The following is a 26,595-nucleotide window of genomic DNA, read 5'->3' on the forward strand; positions in this document are numbered from 1 at the left end:
ATTCATTGAGTGAAAACCCTTACAATCTCTTCCTTAATACATGGAAGCTAAAGCGATCTGAACGGAAATAATTCGCTGAATATAGAAATGCTTCATCATCTTCTGTATAATGCATTTGCTTTAGCAGTAATAAAGATTGATCGGAACTGCACTTTAATATGTCATAAATTTCCGGATGATAACTTACAGGTTCTATATAGGTAACTGCATAGGTGATTCTTTTTTTTGCTTGGTCTTCAATTAATTTAAAGATTGAATCTTCTTTATGAGCTGCCTCTAATGAAATTAAGCCTTCCGGAATTTTATCAATACAAAATACAACAGGATCATTATTAGCAGTTCGAATACGTTCAATCTTGGCAACCTTTTTCAAGTGCTGATTATTGAATTTATTACAATCGTCCTTTGTTGCATCAATTTGCTCAATTGATAGAAATTGGACACCAGGATTTTTACCAGACTCCTTAATCATATGTGTTACACTAGTTAACTCTTCAATACCGGAAGTGAAAACTGGCTTAGGATTAACAAAAGTCCCTACTCCATGGCGGCGCGTAACGACATTGTCCTCCTCTAGTATTCTTAAAGCTTCCCTTAACGTCGCTCGTGAAACACCTAGCATTTTGGAAAGATCGAACTCGGATGGTAACTTTTCATTTTCCTTATAGTTTCCTTTTTCAATTTCTCGTTTAATTCTATCAATAACTTGTAAATATAAATGGCGAGAATCTGATTTAATAGTCATGACAGCCCCCCTTTATGTAAACAGTTTAACTTGATGTCAGACATCTGACGTATGACGGCCTTCTAGAACTAATATACCATTAATTCATTTAAATTAAAACAGTTATAGGGCGAAAATCATAATTTTTTATCGGAAATAATCGAATGAGATTTAATTATATTTTTTATAAATATGTTTACCTCATTTCAGAATATCTTTCAATCATAATAACTAGTATTTTATGCAGACAACATAACATGACCTATCCTTATATTGTGTGTATAGGCAGGTCATGTTAAGTGCTGTTTATTTTATGTTGACTTTAATAATTACTCTCATCTGTTTAAACGATTATGAAGGTAATTCTTCAGATGTTTGTGAGATAAGCACAGTTCTAGGTTTACTTCCTTCATAAGGGCCAACCACTCCGCGATCTTCCATGGCGTCAATCAACCTGGCTGCTCTGGTATAGCCGATTCGAAATCTACGTTGCAACATTGAAACACTAGCAGTCTGCATTTCTACTACTAGCTGTACAGCATCTTCGTATATTTCATCGTCAACTTCAGATTTTACTTCGTTTGTGTCTTCTGGAATCATTTCTTCCTGGTACGATGCTTTTTGTTGGTCTACACAGTGATCAACAATTCGTTCCACTTCATTGTCAGATAAGAAAGCACCCTGTACTCTTGTTGGTTTTGAATCACCTACAGGCATGAATAGCATATCACCGCGTCCTAATAATTTTTCGGCCCCACCTGAGTCTAGTATCGTTCTAGAATCTGTTTGAGAAGATACACTGAAAGCTATTCTAGAAGGTATATTGGCTTTAATAACCCCTGTAATGACATCAACAGAGGGACGTTGTGTAGCAATAATCAAGTGAATTCCTGCCGCTCTCGCCATTTGCGCTAGTCTTGTAATTGCGTCTTCTACATCACTAGAGGCGACCATCATTAAATCAGCAAGCTCGTCTACTAATACTACAATATAAGGAAGATGTGGTTGATCATCCTCGGACACCTCGTTATATTTTTGAATATACTCATTATAACCCTCTATGTTTCTTGTCCCACTGTCAGAGAATAACTCATAACGACGCTCCATCTCTGCTACAACCTTTTGCAAGGCACGAGCTGCTTTTTTAGGATCAGTCACAACCGGAGCAAGTAAATGAGGTATTCCATTGTAAACGTTTAGTTCAACTTTTTTCGGGTCAATCATCATCATTTTTACTTCATGTGGTTTTGCACGCATTAAAATAGTCGTTATAATCCCATTGACACAAACACTTTTCCCGCTTCCAGTAGCTCCAGCTATTAATAAGTGAGGCATTTTATTCAACTCTGCCACCACTGCATCACCAGAAATATCCCTTCCCAAAGCTACTAATAGTTTTGAAGAATGGTTGTTTATCGTACTGTCGATAACTTCTCTTAGAGAAACCATAGCAACTTCTTGATTCGGAACTTCAATCCCTACTGCTGATTTTCCTGGGATTGGTGCTTCAATTCTAATATCTTTTGCCGCAAGAGCCAATGCTAAATCGTCATGTAAACTGACTATTCTACTGACTTTCACACCAGCTTCAGGCGCAACTTCATATTTGGTCACGGCCGGACCTACATGTACTTTAGTTACTCTGGCCTTAACACCAAAACTTTGGAATGTCTTTTCTAATTTCCTTACTGTTGCTTGGATTTGAGACTTTTCTTGTTGCTGGGAATTATAGGCAGGCTCTGCCAAGAGATCTAAAGCTGGAAGAACATATTCATAGTTCTCTGATTCGATAAGCGGTAAAGAATCAGACAAGGCTTTTTCATCTTGATCCTCTTTCACTCCATTATTTTCGCTTGATTCTAGTTCATCCTGAGACCTAATTTCTTTCTCATTCATAGAATAGGCTACCTCGACGAAATCATCAATGTCTGGTTCAGGATTAGCGTTTGAATCTGAAGTTTTGTTAATTTCTGGTGTCGATATCTCGATATTTTTCAAAGCTTTCTTTTCTTCTCTATTACTCTGCCATTTATTCTTAACTCTACTATAAATACCAGTTATTTTAGACATAAGTTTTGAAAATAAGTCTCCCAAAGAATACTCTGTCATAAAGATAAATCCTATTATCATAGAAAAAACAGCAACAATTTTTGCTCCAGCAGATGAAAATAAATAATAACAAAAAGTAAAGCTTATGGCTCCCACCATACCTCCACCTATATTTGTGGCAGGGCCTTGCCCATTTAAAAAGGCTGTAAAATAATGCCAAGTGGCTTTTATAATAGAAATTTCTCCAATATTAATCAGACGTTCGAAAGTTTGAATGTGGGTTAGTAATAATATCCCAAATAAAAATATGTAAAATCCAATAATTTTTTTATGTGTGAAGTCAGGATAACGCCTTTTAATAAGTAACATGATACCAGTAATGAATAAAAAAATAGGAGCGACAAAATACCATATACCTAAGAAAAAGCGAAAAATATTCTCTAATCCTCCCGGTATTGCTCCATCACTAATCACACTAGCACCACTACCAAAGACAGCTAGAAATATAAAAAGAAGTCCCAAAAGTTCATGTTTCACTTTATTTTTTAAATTATTCTTCCTTTTTCTTCGCTTTTTAGCCATTAAGTATCACTCCAAAAGATAAAACTACATTAATAACAGAACCCCCTGCACCAAAGCAAAGGGGGATATGGATTCATAATCTTAGTATAGCATAAATGGCTGTGAAGTTAAGATGAAAATAGACTAGCTTAACCTTTAAATGTAGTACCTGGATTAAATGTTGCATCCATAAAATCGTGAGGATCAGTTGATAATAACTGTAATAATTCATATGAACCACTTGAAGTCTCTTCTACATATAACATTTTACCGTTATGTGTGACACAACAACGCTTATTATATGTGTCTTCCGAGGTAGGAAATATATCTGTTTCAGATAATGGTGTATACAAAATCATTGGATGACCCCTTTCTGTCCTGTTTGATTTTCATCAATAAACTGATTAACTTTTTTCATGGCATTTTTAACGCCCCCGACTTCATCAATTAAGCCGTATTCAACTGCATCTTCTCCAACGACATTTGTACCTATATCTCGTGTTAGATTTCCTTTTGCAAACATAAGCTCTTTAAATTTCTCTTCTTTAATGTTTGAATGAGAGACAACAAATTGAATAACTCTTTCTTGCATTTTATCTAAGTATTCAAAAGTTTGCGGCACACCAATAACTAACCCGGTTAGTCTGATAGGATGAATGGTCATTGTAGCTGTCGGAACGATAAAAGAATAATCTGAAGCTACGGCAATCGGTACGCCTATTGAATGCCCTCCACCTAAAACGATAGAGACGGTAGGTTTTGAGATAGAAGCAATCATTTCCGATAATGCAAGTCCAGCCTCAACATCTCCGCCTACTGTGTTTAAAATAATTACTAATCCTTCTATTTTTGGATTTTGTTCAATTGCTATTAATTGTGGGAGAACATGCTCATATTTTGTAGTTTTATTTTGTGGTGGTAGTTGAACATGTCCTTCTATTTGTCCGATAATTGATAAAACATGTATATTTGAATCAGGAGCTTGTGGAACATTCGTTTGTCCTAATTGTTGAATTTTTTCAACCAATGATGACGATTTCGGCTGATTTTCCTCCTCTTTTTCCTCTCGCTCATCTTTATTTTGCAATCCTTTATTCTCATCCATTATCTAGGAACACTCCTTCTATTCTATAATCTGTCTTTAGTATGTTCCTAATCAAAAAAATAATGTGTTATATAGTTACTCAAATAAAAACATAAGAAAAAGCATCGATTTAAATCGATGCTCAATCTCTCATTTACTGTAATTTAAATTTCATCAATTATCTTCTGTAAATTTTCTTTTTCTGATTCTGTTAATTCAACAAGGGGCAAGCGAACACCGCCAACTTCAATGCCTCTCATTTGCAAGGCAGCTTTTACAGGGACGGGTGAAGGGGCCTTGAATAATCCAGTCATAATAGGAAGCAATTGGCGATGTATTTCGGCTGCTTCCTGCACATTTCCTGCAATAAATGCTTTTATCATCGATTGCATTTCATTACCGATAATATGAGAAGAGACAGAGACAACACCTTGTGTTCCCACAGCCATCAACGGCAACGTCAATCCATCCTCACCACTATAAACCGTAAATTTTTTATCTGTATTCTCAATTATGTCACATACTTGATTAAAGTCTCCACTGGCATCTTTTACGGAAACAATATTATCAATTTTACTTAAATCTATAATCGTTTCTCCAGACATATTGACAGATGATCTACCTGGAATATTATACAACATAATAGGGAGAGATGTTTCTTCTGCAATTGACTTAAAGTGTTGATATAAACCTTGTTGGTTAGGTTTATTATAATACGGTGTGACGAGCATAATACCATCGACACCACATTTTTCAGCTTCTTTAGTTAAGGCAATCGTAGAAGCTGTATTGTTACTTCCTGTACCAGCGATGACAGGAACCCGTTTATTAACAGCTTTTACAACATGTTGATACAATTTTATTTTTTCAGTCTCAGATAAGGTTGGAGACTCCCCAGTCGTTCCTGTAATGACCAAACCTTCTGTACCATTAGCGAGAAGATAATCAATTAGTATAGTCGTTTGTTCAAAATCAACATTACCTCGGTTGTCAAAGGGAGTTACCATTGCTGTTAAAACTTTACCAAAATCCATGACAATCCACCTTCTTTCTATGCACTCAATATCTGCTATGCCATGATTTTATTTGGACGAATTCCCGTCATCTTTACTTATTGAAAGGATTTTATGCCATTGCTAAGTTCAAATACATCATGTAAGGCATTAACAGTTTTATTCAAATCTCTTTCATGCACAAGGACCCATATCGTCGTATTACTATCGGCAGATTGCAGTATTTTTACGCCCTTAGCTGTTAAAGATCCAACGATACGAGCCGCAACTCCTGGCATGCCTGTCATACCAGCTCCTACAGCAGATACTTTCGCACAATTTTTCATTACTTCAGGATGAAGGTCTAATTCGTTTAAGACACTGATAGTTTTCTCTGTCAAATTATTCGGAACCGTATATATCACTTCATTTGGTGATATATTAATAAAGTCAACAGATATTCCAGCATCAGCCATCGCTTTGAAAATATCCGCCTGTAATTGATGAGTCTGATCTTCTGTGTAAATTTTAATCTGTGAAATAGATGTTAAATGGGCAATTCCTGTAATTAATCGATCTGAAACATCCATTCCAAGTTCATGAACTCTAGAAGCAGTCACTAATGTACCTTCATCTTTCGTATAAGTTGACCTCACACGCATTGGAATTTCAGCTTGCATTGCCATTTCAACTGCACGAGGATGCACAACTTTCGCTCCTTGATAGGCAAGATTACAAATTTCAGTATAGGTGACGACATCCAACTGATGAGCACTCTTTACAACACGTGGGTCAGCCGTCATAATTCCATTAACATCTGTGAAAATTTCAATTCTCTCAGCATTAACCGCTGCACCAAGAGCTGCTGCAGTGGTATCACTGCCACCACGACCAATTGTTGTTATTTCTCCATCTTCTGTAGCACCTTGGAAACCAGCTACCACCACAACATCATGATTTTCTAACTCTTTCAAAATTCGTTTAGGCTTAACTTGCTTAATTTTAGCTTGGTTAAAATTACTATTTGTTACTATTCCTGCTTGTGCCCCTGTTAAGGCAGTGGCGTTAACATGATTTTCTTTTAGTTCATTGGACAAGACAACTGAAGCTATAGTTTCACCACATGACAATAATAAGTCCAATTCTCTATTCGAACTATTGCTAGCGGGAAAATTAACCATTTCTAATAATGCATCTGTGGAGTATGGATCGGGTTTTCGTCCCAATGCAGATACCACAATAACTAATTTATATTCTTTTTCTAAAGCATCTTTAATGTGGTTAATAACGTGCTCACGATTTTCTTTTGATTTGACCGATGTTCCACCAAACTTTTGAACAATGATTTGCACAATTACACCTCTGTTTGTAATTTTTATCATTTATATTTTATTATATTATAGTTGGTTACTTTTTAATAATATGTTCAGCAATTTGTACTGTGTTTAAAGCAGCACCTTTTATCAAGTTATCTGCTACAACCCAAAAGTGAAATCCATTAGGTCGGTCTAAGTCTTTTCTAACTCTCCCCACAAATACTTCATCTTTATTTGCAGCAGATAAAGGCGTAGGATAAATCTGATTTTCAGGATCATCTTCTAAAATGACTCCTTGAGCTTCTTTTAGTACATTCCAAATATCTGATACTTCTAAACTATCATCTTCAACTTCAATATAGATACTTTCTGCATGTGATGTGAAAAATGGCAATCTAACACAAGTAGCTGCAACGGATAAATCTGGAGCATGCATAATTTTCTTGGTTTCGTTCACCATTTTTAACTCTTCCAACGTGTATCCACTTTCATCGAACATATCAATTTGGGGTAATGCGTTAAATGCAATTGGATAATGCTTTTTGTCCCCTTTCACTGGTAATAAGTTAGCTCCCAAATTCTTATTATCCAGATAATCTTTTGATTGTTCTTTTAGTTCATCGCAAGCTTCAGCTCCTGCACCGGATACGGCTTGGTAAGTTGAAACAATGACTCGAGAAAGACCAAATGCTTCTTGAATAGGCTTTAAAGCCGCCACCATTTGTATAGTTGAACAATTAGGGTTAGCAATAATCCCTTCATGTTGCTCTATATCCTCAGGATTCACTTCTGGTACAATTAGTGGCACTTTTTCATCCATACGAAAAGCACTAGTGTTATCAACGACAACAGCGCCACTTTCAACAGCAGATGAGGCAAGTTTTTCACTTATTGATCCTCCGGCTGAAAATAAAGCTATATCAATTCCATTAAAACTTTCAGTTGTCGCCTCTTCGATGGTTATTTCTTGATCTTTAAATTTCACCTTTTTACCTGCAGACCTTGATGAGGACAGAAGCTTTAGAGTATCAATGGGAAAGTTCCTATCCTCAAGTATTTTAGTTATAGTTTGACCAACTGCGCCAGTTGCTCCCACAATTGCAACATTATAGGTTGCTTTTGAATTCATTTTTTTACTCCCTTCCCAAACAATAAATAAGATTTTTTATCTACTAACTTTTTATTCTAACACATTATCATCATGAAATGGGATAATAATTGGTTGTAATTGTGTGAAATTTAACGCCGAGTCCACCGTTTGAGTTAAATAATCCATTTTGGAAACAAGTGAATTTGGCTTACTATGTGGAGCGTCCTGACCAAAAGGTATGAAATATATTAGTTTACTAGCTAACAGTTTCATCAGGTTTTCTCCATTTAAGCCAAGTGCGTCGTTAGTAGAAATACCAGCTACAACAGGATTTTGATTACGAAGGGTTGATTTAGCTGCCATTAGTGGGGCGGAATCTGTCAAACCATTAGCAAATTTACTTAATGAATGGCCAGTTAATGGTGCTAAAATCATTATATCAAGTGGCTCTTTGGGCCCTAGTGGTTCTGCTTCAGGAATCGTAGAAATGACTGATTTCCCAGTGATTCGCTCAATTTTATCAATATGATCTTTTGCCTTCCCAAATTTTGTATCGATATTTTTAACAGTATAAGATACAATTGGAACAACATCTGCTTTCATCTTCACTAATTTCTCTATTTGCGGAAATACCTTACTGTAAGTTGAATGGGAACCGGTTAATCCAAATCCAACCCTTTTACCTTCTAAAGTCATCACCTTACCCCTTTCTTTCAGATATAATTTGTTTAATGACATCTGCCAAAATTTTCCCCGCTGTTTTAGGTGCTACAACTCCTGGAAGGCTTTTAGCCAGGATTGCTTTGATTCCTCGCTGTTCAGCATATTCAAAATCTGTTCCTCCTGGGATAGAAGCAAGGTCAAATATTAAAGCGTGAGAGGGAAGTTGTTGGATTGAATCTTTATTTATCACCTTTGCGGGAATTGTATTAATTAATACATCACATTTTTCAGTATGCTGACTCAATCGATCAAGTGGTATGGCAGTCAGTCCCATCTCGGTAATACGTGCCAAGTCATAAATACTACTTGCAGCAACTGAAACTTTTGCACCTAAAGCTGAAAATTTATTAGCAACTGTATGACCAACTCTTCCGAACCCTGCAACAATCACACGGGATGAGTGAATCGTATAATCTGTATGTCTCATAGCCATCATAATGGTTCCTTCCGCAGTAGGAATTGAGTTATAAATAGCGACATCATCTCTCTCAAGTAACGGAATCAATTTGACATTATGTTTTTCTGTCACATTTTTCAGATAATCATTCATCATACCAGTAAATACCAGTGTTGACTTTTTCAACTCAGAAAACCACTTCTCTGTTAAAGTAATAACTTGATTTGAAAAGATAACTTCTACGTTGCCATGATGATCTGTTCCCGTGATTGGAAGGATAACAATGTCTAATTCGCTTGGTTCTAAATCAAAAAAATTCATTTGTTTTACCTCTGTAAAACCTTGCTCTAATTTATCATAACCTACAAGGATTGTTTCCATTTTTGATAATTTACGTAGTTGTCGGATAAGTTCTAGATACCTAGCATCTCCTCCAATTACCGCTATTAGTTGGCTCATGTCTCTTATACCTCCAAAGCCTATCTGAAAATATTAATTATTATTTTAATTTCCCTTATAGCTTATGGGATAGGTATCTTAAAGGTGATTAAATTTCTATGCGATTAAAAGGATTAAAAAAGCCGATATCTTAAAAAGATATCAGCTAATAAATTGCTTATACGATTTAATCATCTGATTCAATCATAATCATATCTTCACCAATTTTTTTAATTGATTCCCAATAAATCCTCGTTTCTTCATTTTCCTTTTTAAAGCCGAACCATTTATAACTCGGAATGATAAACGATTGGATATTACCTGTTGTTTTATCTATCTCTAAATCTGTCTGTCCAAGGATGCCTAAACGTTTTCCATGGTTAATATTAACGATTTCTTTTCCACTAATATCTTTATATCGCATGGGTATCCCTCCATAGTTTTGTCTATACTTCATTTATATGCATAAAAAAAAGACCTATGTTCTTACATAAGTCTTTTCAATTTGGCGCTATTAATGCGACAGAGGGAGACTCTTTAAATGTTCTATCAATAATTTCTTGAATTGATTGATGGTTGACTTTGTCAATTTCGTTAATAAGTTCATCAAGGGAGCGATGTCTTTTTAATAACAATTCATTACGACCGTTTCGACTCATTCTACTGTTTGTACTTTCTAAACTTAACGTAAGATTCCCTTTCATTTGTTCTTTGCTATTACGTATTTCCTTATCCTTCAGACCATCCCTTATTAGGTTCTGTATCGTCGTTTGAATAGTATCTTGTAGTTCTGACAATTGATCTTTTCCTGTTCCTGCGTAAATCGTAAGCATGCCACTGTCAAGGAATGAAGAATGGTAGGAAAATACAGAATAGGCGAGACCTCTATTTTCTCTAACCTCCTGAAATAATCTTGAACTCATACTTCCTCCAAGCACATTATTCATTAATATTAAGCTATAAACTTGTTCATCACCGACTGGTAAACCTGGATAGCCCATACATAGATGAGCCTGCTCAGTATCCTTTTGTCGTCGCACTGATTTCGAATGAAAATCAGGTATGAGTAAGTGTGTCGGACTAGCCTCAGATTCAAAAGAGCCAAAATGTTCTTCCACCTTGCTAATAAAGGCTTCATCTACGTTTCCTGCAACAGATATGACAATATTTTCAGGAACATATTTTTCTCTAATATAGTTTCTTAATGAGTCACTTGTAAAACTATTCAAATGTTCTTCTGTCCCCAGAATAGGGTAACCTAATGGGTGCCCGTCATAGGCGGCATTCGCCAATAAATCATGAATGATGTCATCTGGAGTATCTTCAGACATTTTTATTTCCTCCAAAATAACTTTCTTTTCTCTTGCCATCTCTTCTTCATCAAACTTAGAATTAAAAAACATATCGGCTAGGATGTCTAAAGCATATTCCTTATGACTATCAAGGACTCTTGCATAGTAGCATGTATATTCTTTTGACGTGAAAGCATTGACTTGACCGCCAATAGAATCAAAAGCCTCAGCTATATCTTGCGCTGTTCTCGTTTTTGTCCCCTTAAAAAACATATGTTCCAAAAAATGAGAAATACCATTAGTTTGTTTCGTTTCATTTCTCGAACCTGCTAAAACCCAGATACCTATGGTTACGGATCTGACAGTAGGTATATTTTCTAACACGGTGCGGACACCATTTTTGCATGTATGTTTTTGAATCAATGAAAAGCTCCTTTCGCTTTTAACGTTTACTATCTTTTTTCACTTAAAAGATTTTCTATTGTCCCTAGTTCATATCCTTCAGATTCTATTTCTTCAATCAAAGGTCCAAGTCCATTAGCTATTGATGCTGTTGGATGCATAAGAATTGTGGCACCTGGATGGATCTTATCCATGACTCGGTTAATCATAACAGAAGTAGATGGATTCTTCCAATCGATTGTATCAACAGTCCATAAAATAGTTTCCATGTTTAGATTATCCGCAATATCTACAACGTGATCAGAAAAACTACCACTAGGTGGGGCAAACCATGTTGGTTCTTCTTCAATAATTGCCTCAATTACATCATTTGTTTGATTGATTTCATCTAATATGTCTTGATTTGAAAGTCTGGCCATATCAGGATGACTATAAGCATGATTTCCAATGACATGTCCTTCTTCATAGATCATTTGGACGTGCTCGGCATTTTCCTTCGCCCATTTACCTTCAATAAAAAAAGTTGCTTTAATGTTTTTTTCTTTTAATACTGTTAGTATATCGGGAATATATTCGGTACCCCATGAAACATTGATTAAAAAGGCCGCCATCTCTTTCTTAGGATGTCCTCTGTATATTGGAGCGGCGGACAAATCATTTAATGATACATTTGGAGGTATTTCTTTATAAGCAAGCAAAGATTCATCAAAATCTCCATCCTCTTTCATTTGCTCATATGATTTTTCTATATCGATTGTTACCCCATTTCGACCAGGCGTTTTCTTCCATACTTTATCAATATATGCATCATCAGGTTTTTCATTATATACTTTACTCTTATCCTGAATTTCTTTATATAAACTACTTTCTGTTTTTGAAACGTCTACAAATGAAAATGTTTCAATATGATTCATTACAAATGGATTCTGCAGAGAGTTAAAAGATAAACCAATTAAAATAATAAAGACCAAAAGACTAATGATATTCTGATAGCGACGCATCCATATCCCCCCTAATAATCCATTAATATGAATTAAAAGGACAAGATATGTAATTGTTATCTAAAATTAAATTTAATACCCCTACCAGCTTTATATATAGCCAGCTTCTTACGTTCAGGTACCGCACAGTTTATGTAATATGTGACGTTAAAGAAGACTATGTGTTGTGTCATTTTTGATTAAAAAATATATATGAGTTGGCTACATGGAAAGTTGATCTTGAATTTAAACAATTTGGCAAAATAAAAAGAAACTGGGGTTCCAGCTTCTTATTAGTTATTTACCTTTTTGCTTTTCTTTATTAGCTTTTTCTTCTTTTAGAACTGCTTTACGTGATAAGTTGACTCGGCCTTGGTTATCGATTTCTCTCACCTTAACCATGATCTTGTCCCCAATTGAAACAACATCTTCAACTTTATTAACCCGCTCTTCGGCTAATTGTGAGATATGAACTAAACCATCTTTACCCTTAAATAACTCAACAAATGCGCCGAACTTCTCAATTCGTTTGACAGTTCCTAAATAAATTTCTCCTACTTCCACTTCACGAACGAGATCTTCTATAATTTGTTTTGCTTTATCATTCATTTCGGAATCAGTGGAAGATATATAAACACTACCGTCTTGCTCAATATCGATTTTTACACCAGTTTCATCAATAATTTTATTGATTTGTTTTCCACTTGGACCAATTACATCGCGAATTTTATCAGGATTAATCTTCATTGTAAGGATTTTTGGCGCAAATGGAGAAAGTTCGTTTTTAGGTTCATTAATTGTTTCAAGCATTGAATTTAGAATATGCATACGACCTTTTTTAGCTTGGGTCATTGCTTCTTGAAGTATTTCTTTTGATAAACCTTCAATTTTAATATCCATTTGCAAAGCAGTAATACCTTCAGACGTACCCGCTACCTTAAAGTCCATATCACCAAGTGCGTCTTCCATACCTTGGATGTCAGAGAGAATAGAATAATCATCTCCTGTTTTAACAAGTCCCATAGCAATTCCGGCAACCGGTGCTTTTATTGGCACACCTGCATCCATTAATGCTAATGTACTTCCGCATATACTTGCCTGTGAGGAAGATCCATTTGACTCAAGCACTTCAGATACAAGACGAATGGTGTAAGGAAATTCATTTTCTGATGGTATAATGGGTTCCAAGGCACGTTCTCCGAGTGCTCCATGTCCAATTTCACGACGTCCTGGTCCACGAATCGGTCCTGTTTCACCGACACTGAAGTGAGGGAAATTATAATGGTGCATAAATCTTTTAGACTCTTCAAGATCTAAGCCATCTAATATCTGAACATCCCCTAAGGCACCTAATGTACAAACGCTCAACGCTTGAGTTTGACCGCGTGTAAATAAGCCGGAACCATGTGTTCTAGGGAGAATGCCTACTCTTGAGGTCAATGGGCGAATTTCGTCAGGTCCACGTCCATCTGGTCGAATCTTTTCAGCAGTAATTAGACGACGGACTTCTTCCTTGGTAAGACGATCAAGAATGGCTTTTACTTGCTTGATTGTCTCTTCTTCTTCATCTTCATACTCAGACACAATTTCTTCTTTTACCTTTTCCATAGCGTCTTCTCTAGCATGTTTCTCTTTTACTTGAATGGCTGCCAAAAGATTTTCTTTTGCTTCCGCTTCAATCTTTTCGGCTAACTGCTCATCTTCTTCAATTAAAACAGGCTCAATTTTCTCTACGGCATGTGCTTTTATAATTTCTTCTTGGAATTCAACAAGGCGTTTCACTTCTTCATGACCAAACATAATTGCATCTAACATGACGTCTTCTGAGACCTCATTAGCTCCTGCTTCAACCATGTTAATGGCATCTTTTGTACCTGCCACTGTAAGATCTAAATCACTTTGTTCTTCTTGCTCAGTGGTGGGATTAATAATAAATTCACCATTGACTCGTCCAACATGCACACCTGCAATCGGTTCTAGAAATGGAATATCTGAAATGCATAATGCAATGGACGCTCCAATCATAGCAGCAATCTCAGATGAACAATTCTGATCAACACTCATAACAGTGCTGATGACTTGTACTTCATTTCGAAATCCATCGGGAAATAACGGACGAATTGGTCTATCAATTAAACGAGATGACAAGATGGCTTTCTCACTAGGTCTTCCTTCACGTTTAATAAACCCACCAGGAATCTTTCCTACTGCATACAATCTTTCTTCATAGTTGACCGTTAATGGAAAGAACGGCAAATCTTTTGGTTCTTTAGAAGCTGTCGCTGTTGCTAATACGGATGTATCTCCATATTGAATCATACAAGCGCCATTTGCTTGTTTAGCTAATTCCCCTACCTCAACGCTGAACTTATTTCCAGCAATTTCAGTAGAAAATACTTTTTTATTCTCTGACATATTCAAGTAAAACTCCTTTCAATGCGTTCTATATATCATTTTATCTGTTTTACATCCCATTGTAAATTTTATGTAGAAAACTGTTAAGAAAAGATTCTACATCTTTACTTAGTATTTTAATATACCGCTATTTAATTCTAAAGACAGGATATAATCTCTTTTAAACATTATTGAATTATAAAAAAAGCAGGATTTCTCCTGCTTTTTTTAAAGTTTATCGACGTAGACCCAATTTTCCAATTAGATCACGATAACGTGTAACATCTTTTTTACGAAGATAGTTAAGCAAGTTTCGACGTTGTCCAACCATCTTGAATAAACCACGGCGTGAATGATGATCTTTTTTATGAACACGTAAATGTTCGTTTAAACGAGTGATTTCTTCAGTAAGAACAGCAATTTGCACCTCTGGAGAACCAGTATCATTTTCATGTACTTTAAATTCGTTAATAATCTCAGCCTTACGTTCTTTAGTCATAGCCATGTGGTTCACCTCCATTTATTAAAATTTTATAACCCCGTTCCCCTAGCAAACGTCGGAGTTTACATTTTGCCAAGCGAAGGTTTTACATTGTATAGAATACATCTTTTAAGCCTAAAATGCAAGTGATAATTAATACAAAATATCTTTGTTATCAAGGACCTGCCTAATAATTTCTTCATCTTCTTTAATTTGTTCTATAAGCTTGTCCACATTTGAATATTTTTCTTCTTCACGTATAAATTTATACCATTCCATTTTTAACTCTTCACCATATAAATTATCATTAAAATCTAATATATTTACTTCTAAAGATAGATTGTGGCTATCTGTGAACGTTGGATTAGTTCCAAGACTCGCCATTCCATGATATTGTTCATTTTTATAACTGATTTTAACTGCGTATATTCCCGGCTTAGGAAGTAAAGCTTGTTCGTCCACGGCTAGATTAGCAGTTGGATAACCTAGCGATTTTCCCCGTTTCGCTCCTTCAATTACTTTTCCGTAAATAGAGAGCGGTCTACCAAGTAAAAGGTTTACCTGTTCAATGTTGCCTTTCTTAAGTAATCCTCTAATCAAAGTTGAACTAACTTTTTCACCATTCATTTGTACCTTCTCAATAGTTGTAAAGGTAAACTCATCTCTTGTTTGATCTTTTATTGTTGTCATATTTCCTTGACCCTTGTGGCCATAAGTAAAGTCAAAACCAGCAACAACATGCTTAATATTTAAGCCAATAATAAATTGATCAATAAATTTCTGGGGTGAAAGTGCAGCTAGTTTTTCATTAAATTCAATAATATATAGTCGATCGACTTGCATATTTTGTAAGATTGATTCTTTTTCTTTAAGCGGTGTAATATAATTAACTTTTTTCTTCCCTTTACTTAAAACGACTGAGGGATGAGGGTGAAAAGTAATTACCGCGCTTTTCATTCCCTTTTCTTTCGCAATATTGACTGCCGTATCAATCACTTGTTGATGCCCTTTATGTATTCCATCAAAAAATCCAATGGCAGTCACAGTTTCAGGTAATTCTTTAATATTCATTGTATGCGGATGTGTTAACTTGATCGTTTTCATATTTTTCACCTACACTATTAATTACTATTAAATACACGAACAGGTTTTATTTGGTTTATATGTTCAGGATGATTCTCATAAATAGCTAATAAATGATCTTGATATATAACGGCAAAAGGGTTTGTCTTAATTTCCTGGTCAGGTTTGGGTAACTTTTGACCATACTCAACTCTTTTTTTTGTTTCAAAGTCAACATAAAAGCGATCTAAATGAGTTAATCCACTTGTCATCGGCAAAAGTAATTCATTCTTTTCACCTTTTTGAATCGCTTCTTCAATTTCCCCAAAAGTAACAGTATCTTTTTTACTGATAGAACCTGTTTCCTCACGAATGAGGCTATACATATGAGATGGATAACCAAGAGTTCTACCTATTTCTACACATAATGTACGAATGTATGTCCCCTTGGAACAAACTACTTTTATTTTTATAAGACTATCATCATTATTATCTGACTCTAAACGTATTATATCAAAAATTGTGACTTGACGTTTTGGCCTCTCAACCTCTTCGTGATTTCTTGCGTACTCATATAGTTTCTTACCTTTTACTTTTACAGCAGAGTACATCGGAGGTATTTGTGTTATTTTTCCTTTAAAAGATGCCAACGTAGTGTCAATTGTCTCATTCAATAAAGGGCCCTTAATTCGCTTCTCCTCAATGATGCGACCTTCAGCATCTTCAGTTTCAGTAGCACTCCCTAATTTAATTTCTGCAATATATGTTTTTGTTGTGTCCATTAAGAATGGCACGATTTTTGTAGCTTGACCAAGACAAATGGGAAGAACACCCTCAACAGCAGGGTCGAGTGTCCCTGTATGACCTACCTTCTTCATATTGAATAATCTTCTCGTTTTAGCCACACAGTCATGTGAAGTCAGGCCTTTTGGTTTCCATAATGGTAAGATTCCATCCACTATATTAACCTCCAATTTTTCATTTTTCTAACAAAAAGCTGACTCATTTATTATTTTAAATGAGTCAGCAGTTAATTTCCATTACTCTTTTAAATCTCTTAGTATCGTTTCAATTCGGTTACCATATTCTAAAGCTTCGTCATATTCAAATGATATTTCGGGTGTTTTTCTAAGACGGATTCGCTTACCAATTTCTGTTCGAATGAATCCCTTTGCTTTAGCCAACCCTTGCAATGTTTCATTCTTCTTTTCTTTGTCACCAAGTACTGAGATAAATACTTTTGCCTGTTGCAAATCGCCAGTTACCTCAACATCTGTTACAGTGACAAAACCTACTCTTGGATCTTTAAGTTTTACAGTTAGAATCTCGCCTAATTCTTTTTTGATTTCTTCAGCTACTCTATTTGCTCGTAAATTCATCTAAATCACCTCTTTTATCAATCGAAATAGGCAATTCAATTTAAATTATCATTCGCCTCATAACCTAGCAACATCTGTAAGTGTTCGCTCTAATTCTGGATAAGTGTCTATGATGCGTAAAGCTTCTTGGATAACCTTTTCAGCATGAAGACGATCATTTGAAATAGTGACAATGCCAAGCTTAGTTCTTTGCCATAAATCATGGTAGTCCAGTTCGGCAACGGAAACATTTAATTGATTGCGCAGCTTTGCTTTAATGCTTTTAATCGATGAGCGCTTATCTTTTATAGAATGGCCATCATAAATCATACACTCCACTTCAGCATATTGAATCATGTACGCTCAATTTCCTCCATAATGAAGGCTTCTATAATATCGCCTTCTTTTATATTATTGTAATTTTTGATTGTTATACCGCACTCATAGTTCTGAGCAACTTCACGAACGTCATCTTTAAACCGTTTTAAATCTTGAATCTCGCCTTCAAATTGAACAACACTATCACGGACAAGCCTTATTCCTGAATCACGCGTGATTTTCCCATCAGTGACATAACAACCGGCAATGGTTCCGATTCGAGAAACTTTAAATGTTTCTCTTACTTCAGCTTGACCAATTACTTTTTCTTCATATTCAGGATCAAGTAATCCCTTCATGGCTGCTTCTATTTCTTCAATTGCTTTGTAAATCACACGGTGTAAGCGAATGTCTACTTTTTCATCTTCTGCTGCTTTTTGAGCATTAGCATCTGGTCTGACGTTGAAACCTATAATAATAGCATTCGAAGCAGAGGCTAAAATAATGTCGGATTCTTTAATTGCTCCAACTCCACTATGAATAATTTTTATTTTAACGCCTTCAACTTCAATTTTTTGAAGAGATGAAGCTAATGCTTCAGCAGAACCTTGCACATCCGCTTTAATAATAATATTTATTTCTTTCATATCGCCTTGTTTAATTTGTTCGAATAAGTCATCAAGGCTTACTTTAGTGTCTTGGCTGCGAGATTCCTGGATGTGTTTTTGTTGCCTAGCTTCACCAATTTGACGAGCTTTTTTCTCATCTTCAAATACAAGAAATTGATCCCCAGCTTGTGGAACATCATTCAATCCAGTTATTTCCACTGGCGTTGATGGACCAGCACTCTTGATACGTGACCCAAGATCACTTACCATTGCTCTCACACGTCCAAAGGTGTTTCCTACGACAATAGAATCACCCACATGTAATGTTCCATTTTGGACAAGTAAAGAAGCGACAGATCCTTTACCTTTATCCAGTTGTGCTTCAATAACAGTACCAAAGGCAAATGTATCAGGATTTGCCTTCAATTCTTCTACTTCTGCAACAAGTAAGATCATTTCTAACAAGTCATCGATGCCTTCTCGCTTAATAGCAGATAGATTAACAAAGATTGTATCTCCGCCCCAGTCCTCTGCAATCAATTCATGTTCTGTTAATTCTTGCATCACACGTTCAGGATTAGCTGTTTCTTTATCCATTTTATTTACAGCGACAATAATCGGCACTTCAGCAGCTTTAGCATGGCTAATAGCTTCAACAGTTTGTGGCATAACCCCATCATCTGCTGCAACAACTAGTACTGCAATATCTGTAACTTCAGCTCCGCGCGAACGCATACTTGTGAAAGCGGCGTGACCTGGTGTATCTAAGAACGTAACTTTCTTGCCATCATTCTCAACTTGATAAGCACCGATATGTTGCGTTATTCCACCAGCTTCACCCTCTGTCACTTTCGTGTGACGTATCGCATCTAGCAACGTTGTTTTACCATGGTCAACATGACCCATTATAGTAACAACTGCAGGGCGTTCAACTAAATCTTCTTCAGCGTCTTCTTCTTTATATTTAAACAAATCGGTGTCTTCCAAAATAACTTCTTTTTCTGCTTCTACTCCGTATTCTGAACAAATCAATTCAATGGCATCATCATCCAGATCTTGGTTTTTAGTAGCCATTACGCCTAAAAACATAAGTTTTTTGATAATCTCACTTGTATCAACATTAAGTTTTCCAGATAATTCATCAACGGTTAAAGTACCATGATATTTTATTTCTTTTGGTGTTTCACTCTTAGATGTTTTTCTGACCTCTTTTTGATTTTGCTTATTGTTTCTAGTTTTTTGTTGAGATTTATTTTGATTTTTATTTTTTTTGTTCTTAACATTTTGTTTTGAAGGTCTGGATCTTTCCTTACTACCTTCTTTTGTTTTATGATTTTTATTTGTTTGGTTGGGTTTAGAAGACGTTTCTTTCTTCTTGCCACCATCAATTTTCTCATCAAGTTGCTTAATCACATTTGATGTAATGGTTGCCATGTGATTGGAAACATCCACATCTATTTGTTGTAATAGATTAATCACTTCTTTACTTGACATATTCTTTTGTTTTGCATATTCATATACACGCATTTTACTCATACGTTCACCCCCGAAGTTAGTTACACGAGTAACGATTGGATTTTGTGGGCAAATCCGGTATCCAAAATAGCAATGGCTACTCTCTGTGGTTTTCCGATAGCATGACCTAATGTTTCACGGTCATCTACATTAATGATTGGTACTTCATATGTTTTGCTTTTATCCATTAATTTCTTTTTTGTTTGCGGACCAATATCACTAGCAATAAGAACCAATTTAGCACTTTTCACTTGTATAGCATGAACAATTGCTTCTTCTCTTAACACGCATTGGCCTGCACGAAAAGCTAATCCTAATATATTTAGATAATTACCCTTCATCGACTTGATTTTCCTTTAGTAATTCCCGTAAATCTTCAAAGACACTTGCATCTACTTTAGCATTTAATTGTCTATTTAATGCTTCAGACTCTTCAGCTTTATTGATTGTATCTAGATCCATGGAGAGGTAAGCTCCTCGACCATTTTTTTTACCTGTAGGATCAACGAATACATCGCCTTCTTTATTTCTTACAACACGTATCAATTCTTTTTTAGGCTTCATTTGACCGGTAATGACACATTTCCTATAAGGTACTTTTCTTTTTTGAACCATATAAATCCCCTTTATTCAAACAAGTTATCATCTACAATGTCAGAATAAGCGCTAGAATCATCTAGTAGTCCTTCTTCTCTTGCATCTGTTTCACTTTTGATATCGATTTTCCACCCAGTTAATTTAGCTGCCAATCTTGCATTTTGACCTCTTTTTCCAATCGCAAGAGATAATTGGTAGTCAGGGACAATAACAGTTGTAGCTTTATCCTCCTCATCTACTAGGACATCAACAACTTTTGACGGACTTAAAGCGTTTGAAACATAAACTACTGGATCTTCTGACCACTCAACAATGTCTATTTTTTCACCTTTTAGCTCATCAACAATGGCTTGCACTCGCTGTCCTTTTTGCCCAACACATGAACCTACCGGATCAATGTCAGGATCGATTGCGGCAACAGAAATTTTTGACCTGTCACCCGCTTCTCTAGCAACGGATTTAATCTCCACTATACCTTCAAAAATTTCTGGGACTTCCATTTCGAATAATCTCTTTAAGAGTCCAGGATGTGATCTGGAAATGAAAATTTGAGGTCCCTTATTAGTGTTTTCAACTTTAGTAACATAAACTTTTAGTCGATCATGGACATGATATTCTTCAGTAGGCATTTGCTCTGACTCAGCTAGTTTGGCTTCTATTTTACCTAAATTAATATAAACAAAACGGTTATCTTTCCTTTGAATAATACCTGTCATCACATCATCTTCGCGGTCTGCATATTCATTAAAAATAACTCCGCGCTCTGCCTCTCTAACGCGTTGGGTGACTACTTGCTTTGCAGCTTGAGCTGCAATCCTGCCAAAATCTTTTGGTGTGACTTCGACCTCGATTACATCATCAATCTCATAATTTGGATCAATATTTTTAGCTTCGTCTAATGAAATTTCCAGCTGATGGTCTTCCACTTCATCCACTATCGTTTTTCGAGCGAAGACACGCATCGTTCCTTCTTCCTCATCTAAATCAACTCTTACATTCGTCGCTGATTGAAAGTTTTTTTTGTATGCTGAAATTAAAGCTGCTTCTAATGCTTCCAGCAGTACATCTTTATCTATTCCTTTTTCTTTTCCCAAAAATTCAATTGCCTCAAACAATTGATTGCTCACAGTCTTCTCCCCCTTTTATAATGCAACAGCTAATCGTGCTTTTGCAATTTGATTAAATGAAATATCAATCTGTTTGGTAGTATGCTTAAATCTGTACTCGATTGTCGCGACATCGTTTACAAAGTCTTTTAATACTCCTTCAAGTTCTTTCTCTCCGTTTATTGGCGCATAAAGGTTTATATGGACATTTTTATTTATACTTTCTTGAAAATCTTTTTTAGTCTTCAATGGACGTTCAACACCCGGAGACGAAACTTCTAAAAAATATGCTCCCTTAATAGGATCTTCTTTATCAAGTGCTTCGCTTAATTCTTCTGAAACTTCACCACACTCCATTATGTCCACACCACCTTCTTTGTCAATGTAGACACGTAAAAACCAATTAGGTCCTTCTTTGACATATTCAACATCTACTAATTCAAGATCACGTTTTACAAGGATTGGTTCTACAAGTTTTTCTGTTGTCTGAATAACATTAGACATCATGAATCATCCTCCCTGGCTGGAAACTATGCTATTTTCTTTATTATGGTCAACAACACTTGATTTCATTAACTCTTAATGTGCTTAAATTCAAATCAAATTCAATCAATATAAAACCCTTGCCTACTATTCAGGGCAAGGGACTAGTGGAAACCGGCAGAAGTATGAAGAAAGAGTGGGTATTCCCCACTCTTTTGGCGTTCATATCTTCACTCATAATAAGAATATATCATAAGAAAAAAACACATGCAAGCACTAGGGGTAATCCTTATAAAGTTTATTACTTTAAAATCTAAAATAAGGATAATTGATTTTCCTCTGGCATACCTTCTAAACAACCATGTTGATCTAAGTATTCCAACACGGTCTTTGAAATTTTACTTCTTTTACGCAAATCTTCTTTTGAAAGGAATTCACCTTCTTCACGTGCTTTAACAATATTTAATGCTGCATTCGTACCTAGACCGTCCACTGCGTTAAACGGTGGGGTTAAAGTATTACCTTCAACTAGAAAGTCGGTCGCACTTGATTTATAAAGGTCAACCTTGTTAAATGAAAAACCTCTTTCACACATTTCAAGGGTAACCTCTAAAACGGTAAGCAAACTTTTTTCTTTCGGTGGTGCGTCATTTCCTTTTTGCATAATTTCATCAATCCGCTGTCTTATCGCATTAGAACCTTTAATCATCGTATCAAGTTCAAAATCATTAGCCCTCACACTGAAGTAGGCTGCATAAAAAAGGATAGGATGATGAACTTTAAAATAAGCTATTCTGACTGCCATTAGCACGTAAGCTGCAGCATGCGCTTTTGGGAACATATATTTAATCTTTTTACAAGAGTCGATATACCATCCAGGAACATCGTGCTTTTTCATTTCTGTGATCCACTCATCCTGCAGGCCTCTTCCTTTACGGACCGACTCCATAATCTTAAAGGCTAAAGAGGCCTCAAGCCCCTTATGCATCAGATAAACCATGATGTCGTCACGACACCCGATAACATCGGGCAGCTCACAAATCCCATCATTAATTAATTCTTGAGCATTACCTAACCATACATCCGTCCCGTGGGATAAGCCTGAAATAATAACTAATTCAGCAAAAGTTGTTGGCTTGGTATCTTCAAGCATTTGACGAACAAAGCGTGTTCCGAATTCAGGTACTCCGAGCGTACCTGTTTTACAGTTAATTTGCTGTTCGGTTACACCTAAAGATTCTGTATTTGAAAATATCTTCATAACTTCATCGTCATCAACCGGAATTGTTTTTGGATCTTTACCACTCAAGTCTTCGAGCATTCTAATTACTGTCGGATCATCATGTCCAAGTATATCTAACTTTAACAAATTATCTTCAATGGAATGGAAGTCAAAATGTGTCGTCAACCATTCACTTTCTTTATCATTTGCCGGGTATTGAATTGGAGTAAAGTCAAAGATATCTCGATCACTAGGTACAACGATAATCCCACCTGGGTGTTGACCCGTGGTTCTTTTCACTCCTGCACATCCTTGAACCAATCGTTCAATTTCCGCGTTTTTATAGATTAATTGTTTATCCGAAGCAAATCCTTTAACATAACCGAATGCAGTTTTTTCTGCGATTGTTCCAATGGTACCTGCACGATACACATAGTCTTCCCCAAATAATTCTTTTGTATAATTATGTGCCCTCGGTTGGTAATCACCTGAAAAATTTAAATCGATATCTGGTACTTTGTCTCCCTTAAACCCTAAGAATGTTTCAAACGGAATATCTTGTCCATCTTTCTTTAAAGGTTGTTGACACTCAGGACAATTTTTATCAGGTAAGTCAAAGCCACTACCCACTGACCCATCTGTAATAAAATTGCTATAATGACAATTTGTACAAACATAATGTGGTGGTAGAGGGTTGACTTCTGTAATTTCAGTCATTGTCGCAACAAGCGATGAACCGACAGAGCCACGTGAGCCAACTAAATATCCATCATTTAATGATTTTTTAACAAGTTTATGAGAAATCAAATATATTACCGCAAAACCGTTATCTATTATACTTGCTAGCTCTTTTTCCAAACGATCCGTTACAATTTTAGGTACAGGATCACCATAAATACTTTTAGCATGGTTATAACACAAATCACGCATTTCCTGATCTGCACCTTCTATAGTAGGTGTGAATAACCCATCTTTTACAGGTGAGATATTTTCAATTTCTTCAGCTATGGCTTGGGAATTATCAATCACAATCTCTTCAGCAATTTCTTTGCCAAGAAATTTAAAGCACTCAATCATCTCTGTTGTTGTCCGAAATGGTGTATCAGGTAAGTTAACACGATTGAGCGGATTACCTGCTTGTGAGGCAATTAATATTTGTCGGTAAAGTTTTTCATGGTTATCGATATAATGTGAATTACCGGTTGCAACGACTCGCTTATTTAATTTTTTACCAAGGGCAACCAATTTTGAAATAATATCCAGTAATTGCGCCTCGTTTTGTACAAGTTCTCTTTCAACAAGATGAGTATAATTAGCTGGAGGCTGGATTTCTATATAATCATAAAACTCCGCTACATTTTCAGCTTCTTCAACCGATTTTTGCATCATTGTTTCAAAAACTTCACCTTTATCACATGCAGAACCAACAAGTATACCATCACGATGCTTTTGAAGTAGTGATCTCGGAATTCGTGGTTCACGATAAAAATAATTAACATGCGCGTACGAGACTAATTTATAAAGGTTTTTCAGTCCTTTTTCATTTTGTGCGAGCAAGACACAATGGTGAGGACGAGATCGTTGATAAGCATTTCCCTCACCCATATAATCATTTAGTTGATTATGGTTTATGATTTCTTTTTCCAATAAGTTTTGGAGCATTTTCCAGAAAAGATAGCCTGTCGCTTCAGCATCATAAATGGCCCGGTGATGCTGGGTTAACTCAATATCAAGATGCTTACATAATGTATTCAAACGGTGATTACCGAGTTGAGGAAATAAATACCTTGCTAACTCAAGTGTATCAATCACTGGGATGGTAACCTTTGGATAAGATATCCTTTGATATCCTTGGTTTAAAAATCCGATATCAAAGCTGGCATTATGAGCAACAAGTGTTGTACCTTTTGTCCATTCATAGAAATCTTTTAATACTACGTCTACTTGGGGCGCGTCTTTTACCATATCATCTGTTATACCAGTTAAATCACTAATAGTTTGTGAAATAGACTGATTAGGATTTGCGAATGACTCAAAACGGTCAATAATTTCGCCACCCTTAATCTTCACACCAGCTAGTTCAATAATTGTGTCATAGACAGCTGATAACCCTGTTGTTTCAACATCAAATACAACATAAGTAGCTGATTCCATTTCTAAATCTGAATCATTGTAAGCAATCGGAACACCATCATCTACTAAGTTAGCTTCCACTCCGTATATCACTTTAATGTTATTCTGCTCTGCAGCATTATGTGCATCAGGGAAACCTTGTACAGCAGCGTGGTCTGTGATGGCTATAGCTTCATGGCCCCATTTTGCAGCTTGTTCTATTAATTTTGAAGGTGAGACAACAGCATCTAATTGACTCATAGTCGTGTGGGCATGAAGTTCTACCCTTTTTCTATCTTCCTCCATATTATCTTGACGTAATGCCACTTTCACTTCATGAATATCATTAGCCATCATTGCTAACTCATTTGTATACATATCTGTCTGGATACTACCACGTGCTTTAATCCATATCCCGCTCTTCAACTGCTTAAATTTAGTGGCATCCTCATCATTCTTTGAAAACATTTTAAGTTGAAAAGAATCCGTATAATCTGTGGCATGCACAATTAGTAAGCTGCGTCCAGACCTAAGTTCACGCACGTCGACTGAAAATACATAGCCTTGTACAGTGACTCGGCGCTCTTCTTCTAGGATTTCTTCCATTGGGATGGGTTCATCCTGAATCTTGTATCCAAGAACAAACGGTTTATTTTGTTCACCGTTCAAGCGTTCTTCGTCACGTTTTTCTTTTTCTTTCATTGTTTGCATAACAATTTGCTGATCTTCTTTAGCAGTCTGCTCTTTAAATTCTTTTAAATTTAATGATTCCGAATTAACTTCTATTTCAAGAATATAGAATGCTAGACCAACTTTTTTACAGAAATGATTAAATTTATCTTCTAAACGTTTTTTTAAGGCGCTGGCTTCTACTTCATTTCGAGCTGTTAACTTAATTTTATTGTTGTCAACTTGTGGAGTTTGGTTATATACCAGGTCTTTATAGGCTGGAGATAAATCTGTTGCAGACTTGATAAACGAACCCCAATACTCGGAAACAATTGTCGAATCACTCTGCTTATTTTCTGTATAAATCGTTAAGTCGACGGTGGCAATTTTTTGAAAGGCATCGACCAATTTAGTAAATAAAAGTTGATATATATTAAATGGTAATATGTTTTGCACCTGAATATGAAAATGCCAAGTTTTTCTCTGTTTATACACTTCCAGACGTTCTAATAAACTCTCATTAAAGTGTGTATCGACATATTCCTTTGGCATATGTATTTGTTCAAGTAAGATATTAATTTTTTCTCGTTTTGAAATTTCCATCATAAATCCTCCCACTAAA

The 26,595-nt window shown here is 35.8% G+C and carries 24 protein-coding genes; all 24 read right to left on the minus strand.

Features of this window, described 5'->3' with window-relative positions; genetic code table 11:
* Positions 1–19: 19 nt before the first annotated feature.
* Entirely contained in the window at positions 20–745 is a 726-nt protein-coding gene (locus tag KQI49_RS07725) for a GntR family transcriptional regulator (protein ID WP_216487794.1), read from the minus strand.
* A 330-nt stretch (positions 746–1,075) separates the two neighbouring features.
* The gene (locus tag KQI49_RS07730; protein WP_216487795.1) at positions 1,076–3,355 is read right to left on the minus strand and encodes an FtsK/SpoIIIE family DNA translocase; all 2,280 of its coding nucleotides are present in this window, start codon (positions 3,353–3,355) and stop codon (positions 1,076–1,078) included.
* A 128-nt stretch (positions 3,356–3,483) separates the two neighbouring features.
* Entirely contained in the window at positions 3,484–3,693 is a 210-nt protein-coding gene (locus KQI49_RS07735) for a YlzJ-like family protein (protein WP_216487796.1), read from the minus strand.
* Positions 3,690–4,439: a ClpP family protease gene (locus tag KQI49_RS07740; RefSeq protein ID WP_216487797.1), complete on the minus strand. Its 750-nt coding sequence runs from the start codon at positions 4,437–4,439 to the stop codon at positions 3,690–3,692. The genes KQI49_RS07735 and KQI49_RS07740 overlap by 4 nt, the downstream gene beginning before the upstream one ends.
* Positions 4,440–4,582: 143 nt before the next feature.
* The gene (gene dapA, locus KQI49_RS07745) at positions 4,583–5,452 is read right to left on the minus strand and encodes a 4-hydroxy-tetrahydrodipicolinate synthase (RefSeq protein WP_216487798.1); all 870 of its coding nucleotides are present in this window, start codon (positions 5,450–5,452) and stop codon (positions 4,583–4,585) included.
* A 77-nt stretch (positions 5,453–5,529) separates the two neighbouring features.
* On the minus strand, positions 5,530–6,762 hold the full coding sequence (gene dapG / locus KQI49_RS07750) for an aspartate kinase (RefSeq protein ID WP_216487799.1): 1,233 nt from the start codon (positions 6,760–6,762) through the stop codon (positions 5,530–5,532).
* A 55-nt stretch (positions 6,763–6,817) separates the two neighbouring features.
* Positions 6,818–7,855 carry an aspartate-semialdehyde dehydrogenase gene (asd, locus tag KQI49_RS07755; protein ID WP_216487800.1) on the minus strand — a complete coding sequence of 346 codons (1,038 nt, stop codon included), beginning with the start codon at positions 7,853–7,855 and terminating at the stop codon, positions 6,818–6,820.
* A gap of 51 nt (positions 7,856–7,906) precedes the next feature.
* A complete protein-coding gene (locus KQI49_RS07760; RefSeq protein ID WP_216487801.1) occupies positions 7,907–8,512 on the minus strand; it encodes a dipicolinate synthase subunit B in 606 nt (201 codons plus the stop codon).
* A gap of 4 nt (positions 8,513–8,516) precedes the next feature.
* A complete protein-coding gene (gene dpaA, locus KQI49_RS07765) occupies positions 8,517–9,395 on the minus strand; it encodes a dipicolinic acid synthetase subunit A (protein WP_216487802.1) in 879 nt (292 codons plus the stop codon).
* A gap of 166 nt (positions 9,396–9,561) precedes the next feature.
* Positions 9,562–9,798 (minus strand): YlmC/YmxH family sporulation protein, encoded by a 237-nt coding sequence (locus KQI49_RS07770; protein ID WP_216487803.1) that lies wholly within the window; start codon positions 9,796–9,798, stop codon positions 9,562–9,564.
* 76 nt (positions 9,799–9,874) lie between these two features.
* On the minus strand, positions 9,875–11,089 hold the full coding sequence (locus tag KQI49_RS07775) for a M16 family metallopeptidase (protein WP_216487804.1): 1,215 nt from the start codon (positions 11,087–11,089) through the stop codon (positions 9,875–9,877).
* A gap of 29 nt (positions 11,090–11,118) precedes the next feature.
* Positions 11,119–12,069, minus strand: a complete 951-nt coding sequence (locus tag KQI49_RS07780; protein ID WP_216487805.1) for a polysaccharide deacetylase family protein — start codon at positions 12,067–12,069, stop codon at positions 11,119–11,121.
* A gap of 276 nt (positions 12,070–12,345) precedes the next feature.
* Positions 12,346–14,463: a polyribonucleotide nucleotidyltransferase gene (gene pnp, locus KQI49_RS07785; RefSeq protein WP_216487806.1), complete on the minus strand. Its 2,118-nt coding sequence runs from the start codon at positions 14,461–14,463 to the stop codon at positions 12,346–12,348.
* Between the two features lie 214 nt (positions 14,464–14,677).
* Positions 14,678–14,947, minus strand: a complete 270-nt coding sequence (gene rpsO, locus KQI49_RS07790) for a 30S ribosomal protein S15 (protein WP_216487807.1) — start codon at positions 14,945–14,947, stop codon at positions 14,678–14,680.
* Between the two features lie 129 nt (positions 14,948–15,076).
* A complete protein-coding gene (locus tag KQI49_RS07795) occupies positions 15,077–16,027 on the minus strand; it encodes a bifunctional riboflavin kinase/FAD synthetase (protein WP_216487808.1) in 951 nt (316 codons plus the stop codon).
* A gap of 17 nt (positions 16,028–16,044) precedes the next feature.
* The gene (gene truB / locus KQI49_RS07800; protein ID WP_216487809.1) at positions 16,045–16,944 is read right to left on the minus strand and encodes a tRNA pseudouridine(55) synthase TruB; all 900 of its coding nucleotides are present in this window, start codon (positions 16,942–16,944) and stop codon (positions 16,045–16,047) included.
* A gap of 81 nt (positions 16,945–17,025) precedes the next feature.
* Positions 17,026–17,364, minus strand: coding sequence for a 30S ribosome-binding factor RbfA (rbfA, locus tag KQI49_RS07805; RefSeq protein WP_216487810.1), 339 nt, complete (start codon positions 17,362–17,364; stop codon positions 17,026–17,028).
* A gap of 57 nt (positions 17,365–17,421) precedes the next feature.
* Entirely contained in the window at positions 17,422–17,700 is a 279-nt protein-coding gene (locus KQI49_RS07810; protein ID WP_216487811.1) for a DUF503 domain-containing protein, read from the minus strand.
* Positions 17,697–19,805 carry a translation initiation factor IF-2 gene (infB, locus tag KQI49_RS07815; protein ID WP_216487812.1) on the minus strand — a complete coding sequence of 703 codons (2,109 nt, stop codon included), beginning with the start codon at positions 19,803–19,805 and terminating at the stop codon, positions 17,697–17,699. The genes KQI49_RS07810 and infB overlap by 4 nt, the downstream gene beginning before the upstream one ends.
* A 20-nt stretch (positions 19,806–19,825) precedes the next feature.
* Positions 19,826–20,125, minus strand: a complete 300-nt coding sequence (locus tag KQI49_RS07820; protein ID WP_216487813.1) for a L7Ae/L30e/S12e/Gadd45 family ribosomal protein — start codon at positions 20,123–20,125, stop codon at positions 19,826–19,828.
* Positions 20,115–20,399 (minus strand): RNase P modulator RnpM, encoded by a 285-nt coding sequence (gene rnpM / locus KQI49_RS07825; protein ID WP_216487814.1) that lies wholly within the window; start codon positions 20,397–20,399, stop codon positions 20,115–20,117. The genes KQI49_RS07820 and rnpM overlap by 11 nt, the downstream gene beginning before the upstream one ends.
* An 11-nt stretch (positions 20,400–20,410) precedes the next feature.
* Complete coding sequence (gene nusA / locus KQI49_RS07830; RefSeq protein ID WP_216487815.1) at positions 20,411–21,508, minus strand: transcription termination factor NusA; 1,098 nt, start codon at positions 21,506–21,508, stop codon at positions 20,411–20,413.
* Between the two features lie 15 nt (positions 21,509–21,523).
* Complete coding sequence (gene rimP / locus KQI49_RS07835; RefSeq protein WP_216487816.1) at positions 21,524–21,994, minus strand: ribosome maturation factor RimP; 471 nt, start codon at positions 21,992–21,994, stop codon at positions 21,524–21,526.
* A 289-nt stretch (positions 21,995–22,283) separates the two neighbouring features.
* Entirely contained in the window at positions 22,284–26,576 is a 4,293-nt protein-coding gene (locus tag KQI49_RS07840) for a PolC-type DNA polymerase III (RefSeq protein ID WP_216487817.1), read from the minus strand.
* Between the last annotated feature and the right edge of the window lie 19 nt (positions 26,577–26,595).

The organism is Virgibacillus sp. MSJ-26 (assembly GCF_018918075.1).
Taxonomy (GTDB): Bacteria; Bacillota; Bacilli; order Bacillales; family Amphibacillaceae; genus MSJ-26.